The sequence below is a fragment of the Denitratisoma sp. DHT3 genome (assembly GCF_007833355.1).
In the GTDB taxonomy this organism is placed as follows: Bacteria; Pseudomonadota; Gammaproteobacteria; order Burkholderiales; family Rhodocyclaceae; genus Denitratisoma.
This window is the reverse complement of record NZ_CP020914.1, coordinates 1,071,102-1,088,108: the sequence shown is the minus strand read 5'-3', so window position 1 is coordinate 1,088,108 and position 17,007 is coordinate 1,071,102. Positions and strand designations below refer to the sequence as shown.

The following is a 17,007-nucleotide window of genomic DNA, read 5'->3' as shown; positions in this document are numbered from 1 at the left end:
ATCGAATTGTTTCCATATTGGATACAATCAAAGGCGTTCTCTGGAGCGGGAAAAATGAGTGCCGGATGTATACTGATGTCTATTCATCTTGATTTTTCAGATCAGGATGATTGTTGCTGATTTGGATACAATGATGCGCGCGCTGGAAGCGCAATCCGTGCCCCTGGCGGGCGTGCAGGCGATCGAGGCCAGCGCCGGCACCGGCAAGACCTGGAGCATCGCCGCGCTGTATCTGCGCCTGGTGCTGGAAGCCGGGCTGCCGGTGGAGCGGGTCCTGGTGGTGACCTACACCAACGCCGCCACGGCGGAACTGCGCAGCCGCATCCGCGCCCGCCTGGCGGAAGCGCGGGAGGTTTTCCAGGCCCGGCTGGATGAGCCGGTGGCGGCGGCAGCCGACCCGACCCCCGCCCCGACCCCCGACCCGACCCCCGACCCGGTACTGGCGGCACTGCTCGCGGCCCTCGATCCCCGCCTCGCGGTTGCCCGGCTGACCCTGGCGATCGAGAGCTTCGATCTGGCGGCGATCCACACCATCCACGGCTTCTGTCAGCGGGCGCTGGCGGAGCGGGCGTTCGAGAGCGGCCAGCCGTTCGAGGCCGAGCTGTCGGCCGACGACACCGCCCTGCTGCGGCAGGGCGCGCAGGACCTGTGGCGCCGCGAACTGGACGCCGCCGACCCGGCCTGGGCCGGCTGGCTGGCCGAGCGCCTGGCCGGTCCCGAGGCGCTGCTGGCGGCCCTGCGTCCCCACCTGGGCAAACCCTACCTGCAACGCCTGGCGCCGCCGCCCTGGGACCGCACCGCGGAGGATGCCTTGGCCGCGATCCTCGACGACGTGCGCGGCCAGTGGCGCGCGCGCGCGCCGGCGGTGCTGGCGATGCTGCGCCAATGGCCGGGGCTCAGCCAGAGCAGCTACAAACCGGCCCGGATCGACAAGGCCGCGGAGGCCGTCGGCGCCTGGCTGGAGCAGACGGACACCCAGGGTGGCGACGGCAATGGGGGCGGCGGGGCGCCGAAGAAGGAGATCGCGCTGTTCACACCGGCCAAGCTGGAGGCCGGCACCACCAAGAAGGCCATGCAGGAGACCGGGCCGCCGCAAGACCCGCTGTTCGCGGCCCTGGAAACCCTGCTCGACCGGCTCGACGCGGCGGACGAGGCGCGGCAGCGGCGTCTCGGGCAGTGGCTGCACGACGCCCTGGCCGCGGCCGACGCCGCCCTGGCCGAGCGCAAGGCGCGCAGGGGCCTGCTCTCCTTCGACGACCTGCTGCTGCGCCTGCACCAGGGCCTGACCGGGGAAGGCGGCGACGCGCTCGCCGCCGCCCTGGCCGAACGCTACCAGGCCGCCCTGATCGACGAATTCCAGGACACGGACCCGATCCAGTTCGCCATCTTCCAGCGGGTGTTCGGTGCCGGCGGCCGCCCGTTGTTCTTCGTCGGCGACCCCAAGCAGGCGATCTACAGTTTCCGCGGCGCCGATCTCCAGGCCTACCTGGAGGCCCGCGCCGCCGCCGGCGAGCCGTGGGTGCTGGGCACCAACCGGCGCTCGGTGCCGCCCCTGGTGGATGCGGTGAATGCCGTCTTCGCCCGCCGCGCCGCGCCCTTCATCGATTCCCGCCTCGCCTTCCAGGCGGTGGCCGCCGCGCCCAGCCCGCCCCCGCCCCTGGTCATCGACGGGGAGGAGCCCGGACATTGCGCGCCGTTCCTGATCTGGCGCCTGACGCGGGAGGAGGGGCAGAAATCGATTCCCAAGGGCCACGCCACGGCACGCATCCTGCGCGCCGTGGCGGCCGACATCGCCCGCCTGCTGGCGCTGGGCGCGGCGGGCCGGGCGCGGCTCGGGGAGGGGAGCGGTGCGCGGCCGCTGTGCGGCGGCGACATCGCGGTGCTGGTGCGCGGCCACCACCAGGGCCGGCAGATGCGCGAGGCGCTGGCCGCGTTGAACGTCGCCAGCGTGCGCTACGGCCAGGACAGCGTGTTCCACAGCCGCGAGGCGCTGGAAGTGGAGCGCCTGCTGCTGGCGGTGGCGGAACCGGGCCGGGAAGGCCTGGTGCGGGCCGCGCTGGCCACCGATCTGCTGGGGCTGCGCGGCGCCGAACTCGACGCGCTGGCCCGCGACCCGGCGCGCTGGCAGGCCCGGCTGGACCGCTTCCAGGAATGGCACGGACTGTGCCGCGACCAGGGCTTCATCCGCATGTGGCGCGCGCTGCTGGTGGAGGAGGGCGTGGCGGCGCGGCTGCTGGCCCATCCCGACGGCGAGCGGCGCATGACCAATCTGCAACATCTGTCCGAACTGCTGCAGCAACTGTCCCATCATCATGGCGGCAGTGTCGGGCAGGACGCGGCGGCGCTGGCCAAGCGCATCGCCGACGAGCGGGACGGCGCCGGCGCGGGCCTGGACGGGGAGGCCAGACAACTGCGCCTGGAGAGCGACGAGCAGGTGGTGAAGATCGTCACCGTCCATGCCTCGAAGGGCCTGGAATATCCCATCGTCTATTGCCCCTTCCTCTGGGATGCCGGCGGCCGGCGCGAGGATGACGGGCCGTTGCGGTTCCATGACCCGGCCGACGGCCATCGGGCCAAGCTGGATTTCGGCTCGCCCCGGCGCGACATCCACGCGCGCCAGGCGGCGCAGGAACGGCGCGAGGAATTGCTGCGCCTGGCCTACGTGGCGCTGACCCGGGCCAAGCATCGCTGCGTGCTGGCCTGGGGCCCCATGACGGATGCCGGGGATTCGGCCCCGGCCTGGCTGTTCCACGGCGCCGAGCCGGCGGATTTCACCGGCCTGGACGATGCCGCGCTCGGCGCCGACCTGGAGGCATTGGCGGCGGACTGCCCGGCGATCGCGGTGGTGCCGCTGCCCGACGCCGACGGGACGCCCCTGGCGCCGCCGGCAACGGAGGCATTGGGAGCATCGGCGGGGCCGACGCTGGCGGCGAGGGTTTTCCATGGCCGCGTTGCCGCGTCCTGGCGCACCCACAGCTTCAGCGGCTGGCTGGCGACGGCGGATGCGGAACTGCCGGACCACGACGCCACGGTCCGGACGCCGTCGCTCGCCGATGAGGAGAAGGAGGCGGAGTCCGCGCCGGCGCATGTCGACGATCTGTTCGCCGATCTGCTGCCGCTGGCGAGTCCGGCCGCGTCCGCCGCGTCCGCCGTGTCCACCGCGTCCGATGCGCTGGCGGCCGGCGCCGGCGAGTTCCCGCGCGGCGCCGAGGCCGGCTCGGCGCTGCATGCGCTGCTCGAACGCGGCCGCTTCGATGCGTTCGATGCCGACGCCGTGGCCGACACCCTGCAAGCCTTCGGTTTCGGCGCCGAATGGACGCCGGCCGCCGCGTCCCTGGTGCGCAACACGCTGGCCGCCGACCTGGACGGCCACGGGCTGCGCCTGGCGGACCTGGACCCGGCGCGGACCCTGCGCGAAATGGAATTCCTGTTTCCGGTGGCGTCCCCCGACATCGCCCGCCTGGCGCGGGCCATCGGCCCCGGCCAGGGCGCCGACGGCCGCCTCGCGGAGCGGGTGGCCGAACTCGCGCCGGCCCAGGCGGCGGGCTTCCTCAAAGGCTACATCGACCTGGTGTGCGAGCACCGGGGGCGGCTGTATCTGCTCGATTACAAGTCCAACTGGCTGGGCGCGCGCGCCGCCGACTACGGCGCCGAGGCCCTGGCCCGGGCGATGGCGGCCGAGAACTACGATCTCCAGGCGCTGCTCTACACCGTGGCGCTGCACCGGTTGCAGCGCCTGCGCCGCGCCGGCTACGACTATGCGCGGCACATGGGCGGCGCCCTGTACCTGTTCCTGCGCGGCATCGAACCCGGCGTCGGCGCCAGCGGCGTGTTCGCCTGGCGTCCCGACGCTGGCCTGGTGGCCCGGGTCGACGCCTGCCTGACGCGCCGGCAGAGGTTTTTCGAATGAACGCCTCGACCGTGTCCGCGCCGCGCCGCGAACTGGCGCGTCTGGAAACCCTGTGCCGGCAGGGCGCCCTGGAGCCCGTCGGCTTCCACTTCGCCCGCGCCGTGGCGGCCTGGGGCCGGGAGAGGGGCATGGCGGGCGGCGGGGAGGATGAGGATGCGGCGCTGGCGGTCCTCGCCGCCGCGCTGCTGTGCCATCTGGCCGGCGCCGGCCATGTCTGCGTCGACCTGGCGCTGCTGGCGGGGCGGCCGCTGCCCTTCGATCCGGCCCGCCTGGCGCCCGCCCTGGAACCCTGGCGCCGCGCCCTGGCGGCCCATCCCGCTTGCGGCAAGGCTGCGGCGGTGAGTGCGCCGCCTAGCCGAATCAGGGAAACACTGACTAAGTCCGTTCGCACTGAGCCTGTCGAAGTGCGTCCCTTTGTCAATCAGGGGCTTCGACAGGCTCAGCCCGAACGGAATCCACTTGGGCAGACTTTCCTTGGGGGGGGCGCGCACGTCGTGGACCGCCCCATGGTGCTCGATGGCCATCGCCTCTATCTGGCGCGGCACTGGCACCACGAGCTGCGGGTGGCGGCCGATCTGGCGGCGCGCATGCGCCATGCGCCGGCCGTCGACGCCGCCGTGCTGGAAGCCGGTCTCGCCCGCATCTTCGGCGATGCCGAGGCCAGCCGGGGCCAGCGCGAGGCGGCGGCCCAGGCCACGCGCAGCGCCGTGACGGTGATCTCCGGCGGCCCCGGCACCGGCAAGACCACGACGCTGGCGGCGCTGCTGGCGCTGATCGTCGAGCAATGGCCGGATGGGGCGGCAGGGGGGACTGCCGGTGGTGCGGCGCCGCGCATTCAACTGGCGGCGCCGACCGGCAAGGCGGCGGCGCGGATGCAGGAGGCGGTGCGCCAGGCCCGCGCCCGCCTGCCGCTGGCGCCGGCCGTGGCGGCGGCGATTCCCGAGCGGGCCGGCACGCTGCATCGCCTGCTGGGGCTGCGCCCCGACGGCGGCAGCCGCCATCACGCCGGTCATCCGCTGCCGCTGGACGTGCTGGTGGTGGACGAGGCGTCGATGGTCGATCTGACCCTGATGCAGCGTCTGCTCGCCGCCTTGCCGCCCGGCGCGCGCCTGGTGCTGCTGGGCGACCGCGACCAGCTCGCCTCGGTGGAGGCGGGCGCGGTGTTCGCCGATCTGTGCCTGAGCGCCGCCGCCGGCGGTGTGCTGGCGCCCGGTTTCGCCCAGTTGAGCCACAGCTTCCGCTTCGGCGACGAGGCTGGTATCGGCCGTCTGGCCCGTTGTCTGCGCGACGGCGATGGCGCCGGTGCCGTCGCGCTGCTGCAAGCGGCGGATCGGGAAAGCGTGGCGGAGGAACTGCAATGGCAATCCGCGCCCGACCCGGCCGGCGTCGTCGCGGCAGCCCTGGCGGGTTACGAACCCTACCTGGAAGCGGTGCGCGCCGGTGCATCGGCGCAGGAACTGCACCGGCGCTTCGCCGCCTTCCGCCTGCTCGCCGCCCATCGCCGCGGCCCCTGGGGCGTGGAGCGGTTCAATGCCGCCATCGAACGGGCGCTGGCGCAAACGCAAAGTCTGGGCCACGGCGCGCGCCAGCCCTGGTACGCCGGTCGGCCGGTGATGGTCGCGGCCAACGACTACGCCCTGGGCCTGTTCAACGGCGACATCGGCATCGCCGCGCCGGACCCGCAAAGCGGCGAACTGAGGGTCTGGTTCGAAGGGGAAGCGGGTGACCTGCGCGCCGTGGCGCCGCAGCGCCTGCCGGCCTGCGATCCCGCCTGGGCATTGACGGTGCACAAGAGCCAGGGCTCCGAGTTCGACGCCGTGCTGCTGGCCCTGCCCGACCAGCCCTCGCCCCTGGTGACCCGCGAACTGGTCTATACCGCGGTGACGCGGGCCAAACGCTCGGTGCGGCTGTGGGCCGGCGAAGCGGCCCTGCGCGAGGCCTGCCGCAAGCGCATCGAGCGTTATTCGGGGTTGGCGGGAAAAATCTGAGGAATGTAGGTTCGCCCCCCTTCGCCCCCCTCCGGGGGGTTCTCATTTGCTCGCTGCGCTCGAAGTTACGGGGAACGCTGTGGCGGCACCGATGCGTTGCGGCTTCGCCGCGTGCCGCTTTTCCTTGCGGCGGCGCGGCGGAAAAGCTTTTTCGGTATTCCATCTCTTCGCCATCCTCCGGAGCGGCGTGGCGGAAACCAGCCCCCTCACCCCGACCTCGCTCCGCGCCCCACGGTCGGCTGTGGCGGCGCGGAGCACGCTCCACGAAACCCCGCCTCCGCCCCACGCGGGGAGAGGGAGAGTTCTTGCGACGGTCGGTGCAGCAGGTTCCCTCTCCCCTCGTGGGCTACCGTATGCACACAAGTTCGTACTCCCCCTTGAAGGGGAGAGAGCCGGCAGCACAATCCCCCCTTCAAGCCACCGTACCCGCTATCGAAGGGCCTGGCGCTGGTCTTGCAGGAAGGGCCTGTCGATATGTTGGGCCAACTCTTCGAGGGTGGTCTGAGGTAATCCCTGGGCGGCAAAGTGGGGCTGCCAGCCCTGGACCACCCGGGCGACCTGGCGGGCTTCGGTCAGGGCGTCTTGGGGCGTGAGCCAATACTGGATCGCCGCAGAAAGCGCATTCTCGATGGTCGATTCCGCTCCCCGCTCCCCGACCACCAGCGACTGGCAGCCCAGGGACTGCCCGATGGGCAGGACGTCGAAGGCCGGCGCCAGGACGTACTGCTGGTCCTCCCGGACCAGGATCACATGGTTCTTCTCGTGGTCGTCGGTGTTGTCGATGAGGATGTTGAATACCAGGCGCCGGAACAGCTCCCGCATCTGCTTCCGGTGCAGTTCGACGGGGCCGCGCCGCCGCAGGAGCAAGGCCAGGTTGGGGTAGGAGAGTTCGGCGCCGGCGGCCCGCAGGGCGACATTGGCCGAGAGTGCGTGCAGTCGCCGGCCGGCGACACGGTCGAATCGGCGGATGGCCAGGGCAATTCCGGTCTTGAAGGGGATGGGCCGGGTCTCGGCAACGGTAATGCCGGCTTGGGCCGCGAGGGTCATCGCCGCATGTTCCATCAGGGGTTCGGCGGGGCGGTCTTCCTCGGCGAATTTAAGCACCCACTCCTCGCCGTTCAGTTGGAACAGCGCCTTGGGGCGGGCGCCTCCCATGGTGACCCCGGGGACGATCAGGCGCTTCTGGCGCGCATCGACCGGCTCCTGGGCCAACACCCGGCGCACCACCTCGTGGACTGCATCGACATCCGCAATCTTGGGCAAGGGGCCGATCTCCCGGGGCTGATAGACCGCTTCGGACCGGGATACCCCCAGGGCACCGAAACGATCATCACCAGCGTAATAGAGGTACTCCAGGAGGGAGAGCCGGGGCGGACGGTCGAGGAGGCGGATGACCCGTTCCCCCCACCGGTCGGGGCGGGCGTCATCCACCGCGCCGGCGGCCGTATCCTTTTCCTGGGGGAGGTGCTCCAGGTCGGTGAGCGGCAGATCCTCACTCAGTGGGAAGCCGGCCTTGATCCAGGACTCGGCGTACTTGAGCGAAACCCCGCGCCGGCTCATGACGAGGTTCAGCTCGCCCACGAGGGTCGGGACGCCGGGGTTGCCGAGAAACCAGAGATAGGACGTGTCCGAGGGGGCGGCGCGCAAATTCAGTCCTCCTTTTTCCTGGCGAGCCGCGCCATCCCGGAAGCCCGTGCACGGGCGACACGCAGCCGGCTGGCCTGTCGAACGTCGGCCTCGATCGCCCGCATATCCTTGGCTGGGTCGGCAAGTTCGGCGAGCCCGTCCGACAGTCCGAGCAGCCAGAGCGCCGAGGCGTATACCCCCATGCTCACCGAGGGGTCGCCCTTCTCCAGGCGGATGAGCGTCGGCACCGAAACGCCTAAACGGGCGGCCCATTGGCGCTGGGACTCCTTGCGCCGCAGGCGGGCCAACGCCAGGTGCTCGCCCAGCGTCTGCAGTGCGGCAAGCGCTTGGGGCGGGACCGACGAGAGGGCGATGGAGGATTTTGACATTACATAAAATTTATCATGATAGGTAATTCTGGTAAACGTTATATTAGTTCAAGCCTCCTTGGTGACTAAGGTAGCAAATCAACCATGCCCCGGCGCTCCCCCCTTCAAGGGGGAGTACAAACTTGTGTGCATACGGTAGTCCCTCGTGGGAGAGGGACAGGGTGAGGGGGGCTGCTACTTCTGTTCCAGCCCCACGGCGGCCCGCGCCAGGCGGTCGGCTTCCTGGTTGCGGTGGCGCGGAACCCAGCGCAGTTCGCAGTCGATGAACTCCGGCAGCAGCGCTTGCACCGCTTCGATCAATGGCACCAGGCGGGCCACGCGGGTGGTCTGTTGCCCCAGCACGTGGCGCACGGCGAAGTCGCTGTCGCTGATCGCCAGCAGCCGGCGGGCACCGGCGTCGCGGGCGAGTTCCAGGCCGGCGTGGAGGGCGCGCAGTTCCGCTTCGTTGTTGCAGCCGACGCGGTTCGTGGCGCGGGAGTGGGTCCGTATTTCCGCGTCGGGCGAGACCAGCAGGATGCCGAGGCCGATGTGTCCCGGATTGGGCAGGGCGGTGCCGTCCACCCAGAGCTGCCAGAGCGGCGGAGCGTCCATCGTCGGCGGCGCCGCTTCAGAGCGACAGCACGCCACCGCCGCAGGTGCTGGATTTTTCCAGCCGGGTCAGGGTGGGCAGCAGGTTGAGGCCGGTGGCCGTCTTCAGCGCCTGGGCAGAGGCGCGCAGTTCTTCCAGGGACTGGCGCACCGGTTCGCCGCGGGCGGCGAAGGCGATGATGTTGCCGCTGTCGCAGGAGGGAAAGGCCAGCGCGCGCTGGTCGAACGCTTCCCTCAGCAGCGCCAGGCTGGTCTGGTAGCTCTTGCGGTGATTGAGCAGGTTGCACACCAGGAGTCCCCGTTCCGAGAGCCTGGCGCGGCAGTTGAGATAGAAGGGCAGGGTGTCGAGGACGCCGGCGCGGGCGCGGGCGTCGAAGCCGTCGACCAGGATCAGGTCGAAGGGACGGCCGTCCTTCATCACATAGTCGGCGCCGTCGCCGACCACGATGCGCAGGCGCTCGTCCTCCGCCGGCAGCTTGAAATGCTGCCGGGCCACGGCCACTACGGCGGGTGCGATCTCCACCACGGTGAGTTTCGCACTCGGTCGTTGACGATGGAGAAATTTGGTCAGCGAGGCCGCGCCCAGGCCGATCAGCAGCACCCGCTTCGGCCAGCCGGGCCATTCCGATTCCGGCCGCAGCAGCAGGCAGGCCATCATCTCCCGGGTGTATTCCAGTTCCAGGGACCAGGGACGGGCGACGCGCATCGCGCCCTGCACCCAGTCGGAGCCGAAATGCAGGTAGCGGACCCCGGCTTCCTCGCTGATTTCGATGTTCATCAGTGCAGCGTCGGCGGCGGGAACAGCAGGTCCAGCACGTCCGGGCCGAAGCGGTATTCGTGGTTGCCGATTTCGTCGTGGATGTGGATCTCGCCGCGTTCGGCCAGGATCGAGCGCAATTCCTCACGGCCCAGTGCGCGCAGCATGTCCAGCACCTTGGCCTCGTCGCGCGGGCTGTGGTAGCTCACCGGACCCGGCGCGAACAGGCGGATCGTCTCCTCGGGAAAGAGGCGTCCCAGCAGGGTTTCCGCCGGCAGGGCGAGTTCCTCGGGGCGCACCGTGGCCGCCAGTTGCTGCACCCGGTTCCAGCCGTCGGGGTCACACTGGTCAGTCTCGGGCAGCTTTTGCAGGAACAGGCCGCAGGCATTCTCGCCGTCGGCGGCAAGCCAGAGCCGCGCCGGCGTCTGCTCGGACTGGGCCAGGTAGTGCTCGAAAATGGCGGCCAGGGTTTCGCCTTCCAGCGGCACGTAGCTCTGGTAGGGCTGTTGCGCCGCTCCGGTTGCATGGGTTTGCAGGCTCAGCACCAGTTGGCCGTCGCCCAGCAGATGGGGCACCGGCATCGGCGCGAGGTCGGCCGGCGCCCGCGCCGCGCCGCGCAGGCGCAGTCGTTCGTCGCAATCCACCACCAGCAGGCTCACCGCGCCATGGCCCTGGACCTGGAAGGTGAGTCGTCCCGGCGTTTTCAGATTGCTGCCGATGATGGCGCTGACCGCCGCCAGTTCCCCCAGCAGTTCCCGCACCACCGGCGCATAGCCGCGCCCGGCCGTCATCGCGCGCCAGGCCGGCCCCAACCGCACCAGGGCGCCGCGGATGTCGAGGTCCTCGAACAGGAAACGGTGGATGGTGTCCATGGCTGCGCCCTCTGTGACTGACCGAGGTTTTAAGGTTTATTTCACGAAGTCGGCGAACAGGGCGGGGTCGAAACCCACCAGCAATTGGCTGTCGGTTTCCACCACCGGGCGCTTGATCAGGCTGGGGTGTTCCAGCATCAGCGCCACCGCCTCGCTCTGGGTGGCGATGTCCTGCTGCTCGGGGCTGAGCTTGCGCCATGTGGTGCCCTTGGTGTTCACCAGCGTTTTCCAGCCCACCGCCTGGCACCACGCCACCAGCCGTTCGCGCGGCACGCCCAGTTTCTTGTAGTCGTGGAACGCGTGGGGGATGCCTCGTTCCTCGCACCAGTCGAGGGCTTTCTTCATGGTGCTGCAATTCTTGATGCCGTAGAGGGTGACGCTCATCTCAATCTCGTTTCGGTTTTTCAAATGCGGCGGCCATTGTACCGGCCGGTGCAGCTTTACGACGCGATGCGGGGTGTGATCTGCAGGGGATCGCAGGGTAAAAGGCGTCCATTCCATTTGCTCCGTGGGTCGGGGCGACCATGAGCTGAATCCGGGAAAGGTCAGCAACATCAAGGTGGCACCGGAGATCACATTCTGTTCGGCGGCGAAGGCAACGACAATCTCTACGGGAATGAGCGGGTGGTGCTGACTGATGCCTACAACGCCGGAGAAGGGAACGGCGGCCCGGCCGCGAAGGACGAACTGCTGGACGGCGGGGCGGAAAGCGACCTCTTGTATGGAGGTTCGGGGGAGACCTCCATCAACTGGCCTCATGGATTTTTTCTCAGGAAAACCGCATGGGAAACTCGATGGAGACAGTGGGGCCACTGAGTGGAACGGCCATTCATAATCACATATTGCTTTCGTCATATTGACGAAGATGGGGTCCTCTCCCTATGCTGCTCATGAGTATGCAAAGGGGATGTGATGCTGAATGCAAAACACTTAACGATGTAGCAGGAGATTGCAGCATGAAACCTATTTTTAAGTTTTTTGTACTCCTGCCGGTAATTGCCGGCTGTGCCACGTCCTCGCAGATGGCGGTGGATACCGAAGTGAGGCGCCTGTGTGCGATCGACGGTGGGATCAGGGTGTATGAGACGGTGAAGTTGTCAGCAGACAAATTCAATCAATGGGGACAGGTCAACTTCTATCGGCCTACGCAGGGCGAGAACGCGCTGGGGCCAAGCTACCTTTTAAAACACGAAAGACGATTGCTCATCAAGAGCCAGAGTGAACCATCCCATGAGCTAACTATGGTGCGAGAGCACTTCACCGTAGTGCGCAAGGCTGACAAAAAGGTGCTTGGGGAAACGGTCTTGTATGGGCGTGGGGGGGGGGGATATTTCGGGGCCATGGCATCCATCCAGCTTTAGTTGCCCTCCAGTCTCTGAATCAGATGGAGAAGCACTGTTAAGGAAGATATTTGTCAATTTCTAGTAGATGAGAGGGCGGCTACATGAATACTGAAATCCTATTCCTGCAATCCGAGTTGGCCTTGGCTGCCTATGCGAATGAGCTACTACCAGGCCGCCCAAGCACGAGTGCTTTGGAGGATCAAGGCAAAGGCATGTCCTCCGCCCAAGCCGCACAATTTGCCGAATCCTGGTGGGTTATTGACCAATACACCGACCCATCCTCTGGGCTTTCCGCAACGATCTTCCAGCAGCAGGGCACCAACGGAAACCCCATTGGTTCCAAATACCTCGCCATCCGCGGCACCGAGCCTTCGGCCAACGACCTGACGGCGGACGGCCTCTTGGCCCTCGGACTGCCGGCCTCGCTCAACCCCCAATTTATTGCACTCAAGGAACACCTGGATCTTGTCTGGCTCGCCGACGGCGGTGCGCTGTACGGCGAAACCTTCAGCGTTGCCGGGCACAGCCTGGGTGGCTATCTTGCAGCCGCCGTGAAGCAGGCATACGGCAGCAGCGTCAGCGATGCCTACCTCTACAACGCACCCGGCGTGTTCGGGCCGATCGGCAACCTTCTGAGCATCTTCGGCCTGAGCGGTACGCCTGCCGCCAACATCTGGAACATTCGGGGAAGCGATGGCATCTCCGTGATCGCCGGCCTGGGGAACAGCCTTGGCACAAAGCTCGAAGTGCTCACCGAATCCGCACTCGACAGCCACAGCATTCTCCTGTTGACCGATGCCCTCGCCATCCAGGGCCTCTATGCCAAGCTGGCCCCGAGCCTCACGCAAGACCAGCTCAACCGATTACTGGATGCCTCGGGTGCCACCTCGAACCGCACCTTGGAAGATGCCCTGGATGCCCTGCGCACAACCCTGCTTGGCCCCGATATACCGCCGACGGCCACGGAGGATCGCCAAACCCTCTACGCCAACCTGCAAACCCTCCAAGACAGCGCCGCCTACAGCAACCTGATCGGTGGTGCGGGCAACGACATTTTCTGGAGGATCACAGCATGAAAGCCAAAACCTTCATTGCCAAATCATTGCTTTTGGCCCTTGTGGCATGCAGTAGCACGCCCTCCAAATCGGAGTTGGATGCCGAGGTCAGACGCCTGTGTGCGATCGATGGCGGGATCAAAGTATATGAGACGGTGATGCTATCTGCAGATAAGTTTGATTCACATGGAAACGTGAGAGCCCCATCAAGAGACCGCATGCAGTCTGATGATGAGTATTTCAGAGAATGGAGTGTCACTTACATAAGAAAAGGAAATCCAGAGCTATCAAGAGACCACTTCAAAATTTTTCGTCGTAGTGATGGGAAGCTGCTTGGCGAGGCTATTTATTACGGCAGGGGCGGTGGGGATTTACCCGGGCCTTGGCATGAGTCTTCATTTAGATGCCCAGATATATCCAAAAAAAAAGGACTTGAATCATTCATCTTTATTCATCAGGAGCTGCAATGAACACCATTACGGATTATCTGAATCAATCTGAGTTGGCCTTTGCAGCCTATTCTTATTTCTCGTTGAACTTGGATGAAACACAATATTTATTGGCATTACGCGACTCTGGTCGTGGACTTTCCACAGCGCAAGCAGCCCATTTCGCTGACACCTACACCGTCATCCAGCAACACAACGACCTCGATAACGGGCTATCCGTCACGGTATTCAAGGATGCTGAAGGGCAGCGGTACCTGGCGATCCGAGGGTCGGACGATGGATACGATCTAGCAACGGACTTGGTCAGCATTGCCCTGCTGGGCAGCACGAAATACCAATCGCAATATGCCTCGTTGAAGGCGAAGGTTGATGAGTGGATCGACGATGGCACCTTGCCATCGTCGTTTACTGTGACGGGCCACAGCCTGGGCGGATTTCTTGCGGCGGGCATCGCTGCGGACTATTCCAGCAAAGTATCCCACGCCTATCTCTACAACGCCCCAGGCCTTGGGGGAATTGCCGCGACGCTCCTCGTGCCATTCGATGCCCTGCGTGATGCCCTGGGGATCGGGGCGACCACACTGAATCCAGGGAAGGTCAGCAACATCAAGGCGGAAACGGGCGCAAGCCCGATTGCGGGGCTGGGGAAGCAAGTTGCGCCTGAGATTTCAATCGCCATCGAGGACCAGACCGCGAGTGACGTCGATAGTCCCCCCGCAGCCCGCAACCATAGCCAGCAAGTCCTGACCGATGCGCTGGCCCTCTATGCTGTGTATGCCAAGCTGGCCCCGGGCCTTGATACGGAAACGTTCAGCGCCTTGCTCAAGAGTTTCACACACAGCAATCACCTGAGCCTGGAAACAGGGCTGGAACAGTTGAGCAATCTATTGCTGAACAGAACGGAAGCCATCCCATCGGATCGCAACGACTTTTATACACACCTCTATAGCCTCCAAGACAGTGTCGCCTACAGCAACCTGATCGGTGATGCGGGCAACGACATTTTCTGGAGGATCACAGCATGAAAGCCAAAACCCTCATTGCCACATCGGCGTTTCTGACCCTTGTGGCATGCAGTAGCACGCCCTCCAAATCGGAGTTGGATGCCGAGGTTAGGCGCCTGTGTGCGATCGACGGCGGGGTCAAGGTGTATGAGACGGTGGGGTTGCCTGCTAGCGAGTTCAACCAATGGGGGCAGGTCAAAATGTATCAAGAGCGCGTCGAGAACAAGGCGGCCTACCAGCACGACGCCAAACGGACAGTTATGGAATTCTTTGTCGGAGCGACATATGTCGTGAAGACGGAGATTTTTTATCTACGTACTGGTAGTCCGTCGTTACATCGATACAAGGTGGAGGTCATTCGCCGTCTTGATCGCAAGCTGCTTGGTGAGTCGACAGGATATTCCAGGGGTGGTGGTGATCTTCCTGGTCCTTGGCAGCCTTCATCTTTCTCTTGTTCCCAGGAGTATGGCGATATCCCCTTGCTTACCAGAATCTTTTTCAAGGAGTAGGAAATGACTTCTTCACTTGCCTATTTTGCACAGTCAGAGCTAGCCTTGGCTGCTTATGCGAACCTGACTTCAGGTGTGCCAAATCGGGCTGAGCTGGAAAAAGATTCAGTCGGTATGTCTCCGATCCAGTCCGACCAGTTTTCCAAAAAATGGAACGTTATTTGTTGCATCCCGTGTGATCATATCCCGCTTCGTAGCTGGCCACTCTTTCGAGCAAGAGAAGTGATGCGTGGTCTGATTGAAACCTTGAAAGCGAAGCAAGCGACATGAGTGAAGTCCACGCCCAAGCCCGAACGACCCCTCGAACGCGAACAGAGATCAAGCAGTCATCCGCATCGCTGGCTGAGTTGGCAGAACGCTACAACATCAGCGTAGCGACCGCGCGTAAGTGGAAGCGGCGCGATAGTCCGGAGGATTTATCGCACCGCCCGCACAAGCTCTGTACCACGCTGACGCCTGCGCAAGAGGCGATTGTCGTGGCGTTACGGCGCCTGACGCTGCTGCCGTTAGATGACCTGGTGGCTGTGGTGCGCGAATTCATCAATCCGGAAGTCTCGCGCTCGGGACTGGATCGCTGCTTGCGCCGCCATGGCGTGGCCAACCTGCGCCAACAACAAGCCGAGGCACTGGCCGATGCAGGCGAAATCCAGCCCTCTGTCAAAACCTTCAAGGATTACGAGCCAGGCTTCCTGCACATGGATATCAAGTACTTACCGCAGATGCCCGACGAAAAAGAGCGGCGCTACCTGTTTGTGGCTATCGATCGCGCCACACGCTGGGTGTTCATGCATATCTATGCCGATCAAAGCGAGCGTAGCAGCGTGGATTTTTTGAACCGCCTGGAACGCGCCGCACCGATGAAGATCGTCAAACTGCTCACGGACAACGGCAGCCAGTTTACCGACCGCTTCACAAGCAAAAAGCGTGAGCCCACAGGACGCCACGTCTTTGATGTACGCTGCGCGGCGCTGAACATCGAGCACCGCCTGTGCCCGCCACGCCACCCGCAGACCAACGGGATGGTCGAGCGTTTCAATGGCCGAATCAGTGAGGTGGTGAGCCAGACCCGATTTGCTTCAGCCGCTGAGTTGGAGACGACGCTTGCGCGCTATGTAAAAACCTACAACCAGCAGATTCCGCAGCGCGCACTCAACCATCGTTCTCCCATTCAGGCGCTCAAGGAATGGCAGCAGAAAAAACCAGAATTGTTCAAAAAACGTGTTTATAACCAGGCGGGACTAGACAGTTATTGACCAATACACCGACCCATCCTCAGGTCTTTCTGCAACGATCTTCCAGCAGCGGGATGCCAACGGAAACCCCATTGGTTCCAAATACCTCGCCATCCGCGGCACCGAGCCTTCGGCCAACGACCTGACGGCGGACGGCCTCTTGGCCCTCGGACTGCCGGCCTCGCTCAACCCCCAATTTATTGTACTCAAGGAACACCTGGATCTTGTCTGGCTCGCCGACGGCGGTGCGCTGTACGGCGAAACCTTCAGCGTTGCCGGGCACAGCCTGGGTGGCTATCTTGCAGCCGCCGTGAAGCAGGCATACGGCAGCAGCGTCAGCGATGCCTACCTCTACAACGCACCCGGCGTGTTCGGGCCGATCGGCAACCTTCTGAGCATCTTCGGCCTGAGCGGTACGCCTGCCGCCAACATCTGGAACATTCGGGGAAGCGATGGCATCTCCGTGATCGCCGGCCTGGGGAACAGCCTTGGCACAAAGCTCGAAGTGCTCACCGAATCCGCACTCGACAGCCACAGCATTCTCCTGTTGATCGATGCCCTCGCCATCCAGGGCCTCTATGCCAAGCTGGCCCCGAGCCTCACGCAAGACCAGCTCAACCGATTACTGGATGCCTCGGGTGCCACCTCGAACCGCACCTTGGAAGATGCCCTGGATGCCCTGCGCACAACCCTGCTTGGCCCCGATATACCGCCGACGGCCACGGAGGATCGCCAAACCCTCTACGCCAACCTGCAAACCCTCCAAGACAGCGCCGCCTACAGCAACCTGATCGGTGGTGCGGGCAACGACATTTTCTGGAGGATCACAGCATGAAAGCCAAAACCTTCATTGCCAAATCATTGCTTTTGGCCCTTGTGGCATGCAGTAGCACGCCCTCCAAATCGGAGTTGGATGCCGAGGTCAGACGCCTGTGTGCGATCGATGGCGGGATCAAGGTGTATGAGACGGTGGGGTTGCCAGCCGACAAGTTCAACGAGTATGGGCAGATCAATTTCTATCGCGCTACTCAAGGAGAAAACGCACTTGGCCCGGAATACAGCTTTGTGGAAGAAATAAGGTATTACCAGAGCGGTAACCCCGAGTTGTGGCGATCTCTTTACCGAGTGATACGACGCTCTGATGGCAAGACCTTGGGTGAGTCCATTGGCTATTCGCGCCGAGGTGGTGATGCACTCGGACCGTGGCATGAGTCCTCATACGGATGTTCACAAGAATATGGCGACACCCTGCTGCTCAAAAGAATTTTCCTGAAGTGACACTGAG

General features: G+C 64.8%; 17 protein-coding genes. 11 read left to right on the top strand and 6 right to left on the bottom strand.

The annotated features are described in order from the left end of the window. Window positions 1-133: 133 nt before the first annotated feature. Window positions 134-3,910, top strand: a complete 3,777-nt coding sequence (gene recB / locus B9N43_RS04895; RefSeq protein WP_186453986.1) for an exodeoxyribonuclease V subunit beta — start codon at window positions 134-136, stop codon at window positions 3,908-3,910. Beyond that, on the top strand, window positions 3,907-5,898 hold the full coding sequence (gene recD / locus B9N43_RS04890; protein WP_145841199.1) for an exodeoxyribonuclease V subunit alpha: 1,992 nt from the start codon (window positions 3,907-3,909) through the stop codon (window positions 5,896-5,898). Before recB ends, recD begins: the two co-directional genes overlap by 4 nt. 429 nt (window positions 5,899-6,327) lie before the next feature. On the opposite strand, the gene B9N43_RS04885 is transcribed toward recD, so the two are convergent. The 6 genes from B9N43_RS04885 to B9N43_RS04860 all read right to left on the bottom strand — a co-directional run bounded on the left by B9N43_RS04885 (window position 6,328) and on the right by B9N43_RS04860 (window position 10,514). Continuing rightward, on the bottom strand, window positions 6,328-7,545 hold the full coding sequence (locus B9N43_RS04885) for a type II toxin-antitoxin system HipA family toxin (protein WP_222428807.1): 1,218 nt from the start codon (window positions 7,543-7,545) through the stop codon (window positions 6,328-6,330). A gap of 2 nt (window positions 7,546-7,547) precedes the next feature. Beyond that, window positions 7,548-7,913, bottom strand: coding sequence for a helix-turn-helix domain-containing protein (locus tag B9N43_RS04880; RefSeq protein ID WP_145841197.1), 366 nt, complete (start codon window positions 7,911-7,913; stop codon window positions 7,548-7,550). A gap of 174 nt (window positions 7,914-8,087) precedes the next feature. Further along, the gene (locus tag B9N43_RS04875) at window positions 8,088-8,504 is read right to left on the bottom strand and encodes a ribonuclease HI family protein (RefSeq protein ID WP_145841196.1); all 417 of its coding nucleotides are present in this window, start codon (window positions 8,502-8,504) and stop codon (window positions 8,088-8,090) included. 16 nt (window positions 8,505-8,520) lie between these two features. Beyond that, window positions 8,521-9,279: a fused MFS/spermidine synthase gene (locus B9N43_RS04870; protein WP_145841195.1), complete on the bottom strand. Its 759-nt coding sequence runs from the start codon at window positions 9,277-9,279 to the stop codon at window positions 8,521-8,523. Then, entirely contained in the window at window positions 9,279-10,130 is an 852-nt protein-coding gene (locus B9N43_RS04865) for an Hsp33 family molecular chaperone HslO (protein ID WP_145841193.1), read from the bottom strand. The genes B9N43_RS04870 and B9N43_RS04865 overlap by 1 nt, the downstream gene beginning before the upstream one ends. Before the next feature lie 36 nt (window positions 10,131-10,166). Then, complete coding sequence (locus tag B9N43_RS04860) at window positions 10,167-10,514, bottom strand: ArsC family reductase (protein WP_145841192.1); 348 nt, start codon at window positions 10,512-10,514, stop codon at window positions 10,167-10,169. Between the two features lie 572 nt (window positions 10,515-11,086). Here B9N43_RS04860 and B9N43_RS04855 point away from each other — a divergent pair. The 9 genes from B9N43_RS04855 (at window position 11,087) to B9N43_RS04815 (ending at window position 17,000) form a co-directional block, all read left to right on the top strand. Then, entirely contained in the window at window positions 11,087-11,491 is a 405-nt protein-coding gene (locus B9N43_RS04855; protein ID WP_145841190.1) for a hypothetical protein, read from the top strand. Between the two features lie 83 nt (window positions 11,492-11,574). Beyond that, window positions 11,575-12,549 (top strand): hypothetical protein, encoded by a 975-nt coding sequence (locus B9N43_RS04850; protein WP_145841189.1) that lies wholly within the window; start codon window positions 11,575-11,577, stop codon window positions 12,547-12,549. Then, the gene (locus B9N43_RS04845) at window positions 12,546-12,998 is read left to right on the top strand and encodes a hypothetical protein (protein ID WP_145841187.1); all 453 of its coding nucleotides are present in this window, start codon (window positions 12,546-12,548) and stop codon (window positions 12,996-12,998) included. Before B9N43_RS04850 ends, B9N43_RS04845 begins: the two co-directional genes overlap by 4 nt. After that, window positions 12,995-14,002 carry a lipase family protein gene (locus B9N43_RS04840; RefSeq protein ID WP_145841186.1) on the top strand — a complete coding sequence of 336 codons (1,008 nt, stop codon included), beginning with the start codon at window positions 12,995-12,997 and terminating at the stop codon, window positions 14,000-14,002. The genes B9N43_RS04845 and B9N43_RS04840 overlap by 4 nt, the downstream gene beginning before the upstream one ends. Continuing rightward, entirely contained in the window at window positions 13,999-14,490 is a 492-nt protein-coding gene (locus B9N43_RS04835) for a hypothetical protein (protein ID WP_145841185.1), read from the top strand. The genes B9N43_RS04840 and B9N43_RS04835 overlap by 4 nt, the downstream gene beginning before the upstream one ends. Before the next feature lie 3 nt (window positions 14,491-14,493). Next, window positions 14,494-14,760: a hypothetical protein gene (locus tag B9N43_RS04830; protein ID WP_145841183.1), complete on the top strand. Its 267-nt coding sequence runs from the start codon at window positions 14,494-14,496 to the stop codon at window positions 14,758-14,760. Then, window positions 14,757-15,743 (top strand): IS481 family transposase, encoded by a 987-nt coding sequence (locus tag B9N43_RS04825; RefSeq protein ID WP_145841182.1) that lies wholly within the window; start codon window positions 14,757-14,759, stop codon window positions 15,741-15,743. The genes B9N43_RS04830 and B9N43_RS04825 overlap by 4 nt, the downstream gene beginning before the upstream one ends. A gap of 139 nt (window positions 15,744-15,882) precedes the next feature. Further along, on the top strand, window positions 15,883-16,557 hold the full coding sequence (locus B9N43_RS04820) for a hypothetical protein (protein ID WP_145841181.1): 675 nt from the start codon (window positions 15,883-15,885) through the stop codon (window positions 16,555-16,557). Continuing rightward, a complete protein-coding gene (locus tag B9N43_RS04815) occupies window positions 16,554-17,000 on the top strand; it encodes a hypothetical protein (protein ID WP_145841179.1) in 447 nt (148 codons plus the stop codon). Before B9N43_RS04820 ends, B9N43_RS04815 begins: the two co-directional genes overlap by 4 nt. Window positions 17,001-17,007 lie beyond the last annotated feature (7 nt).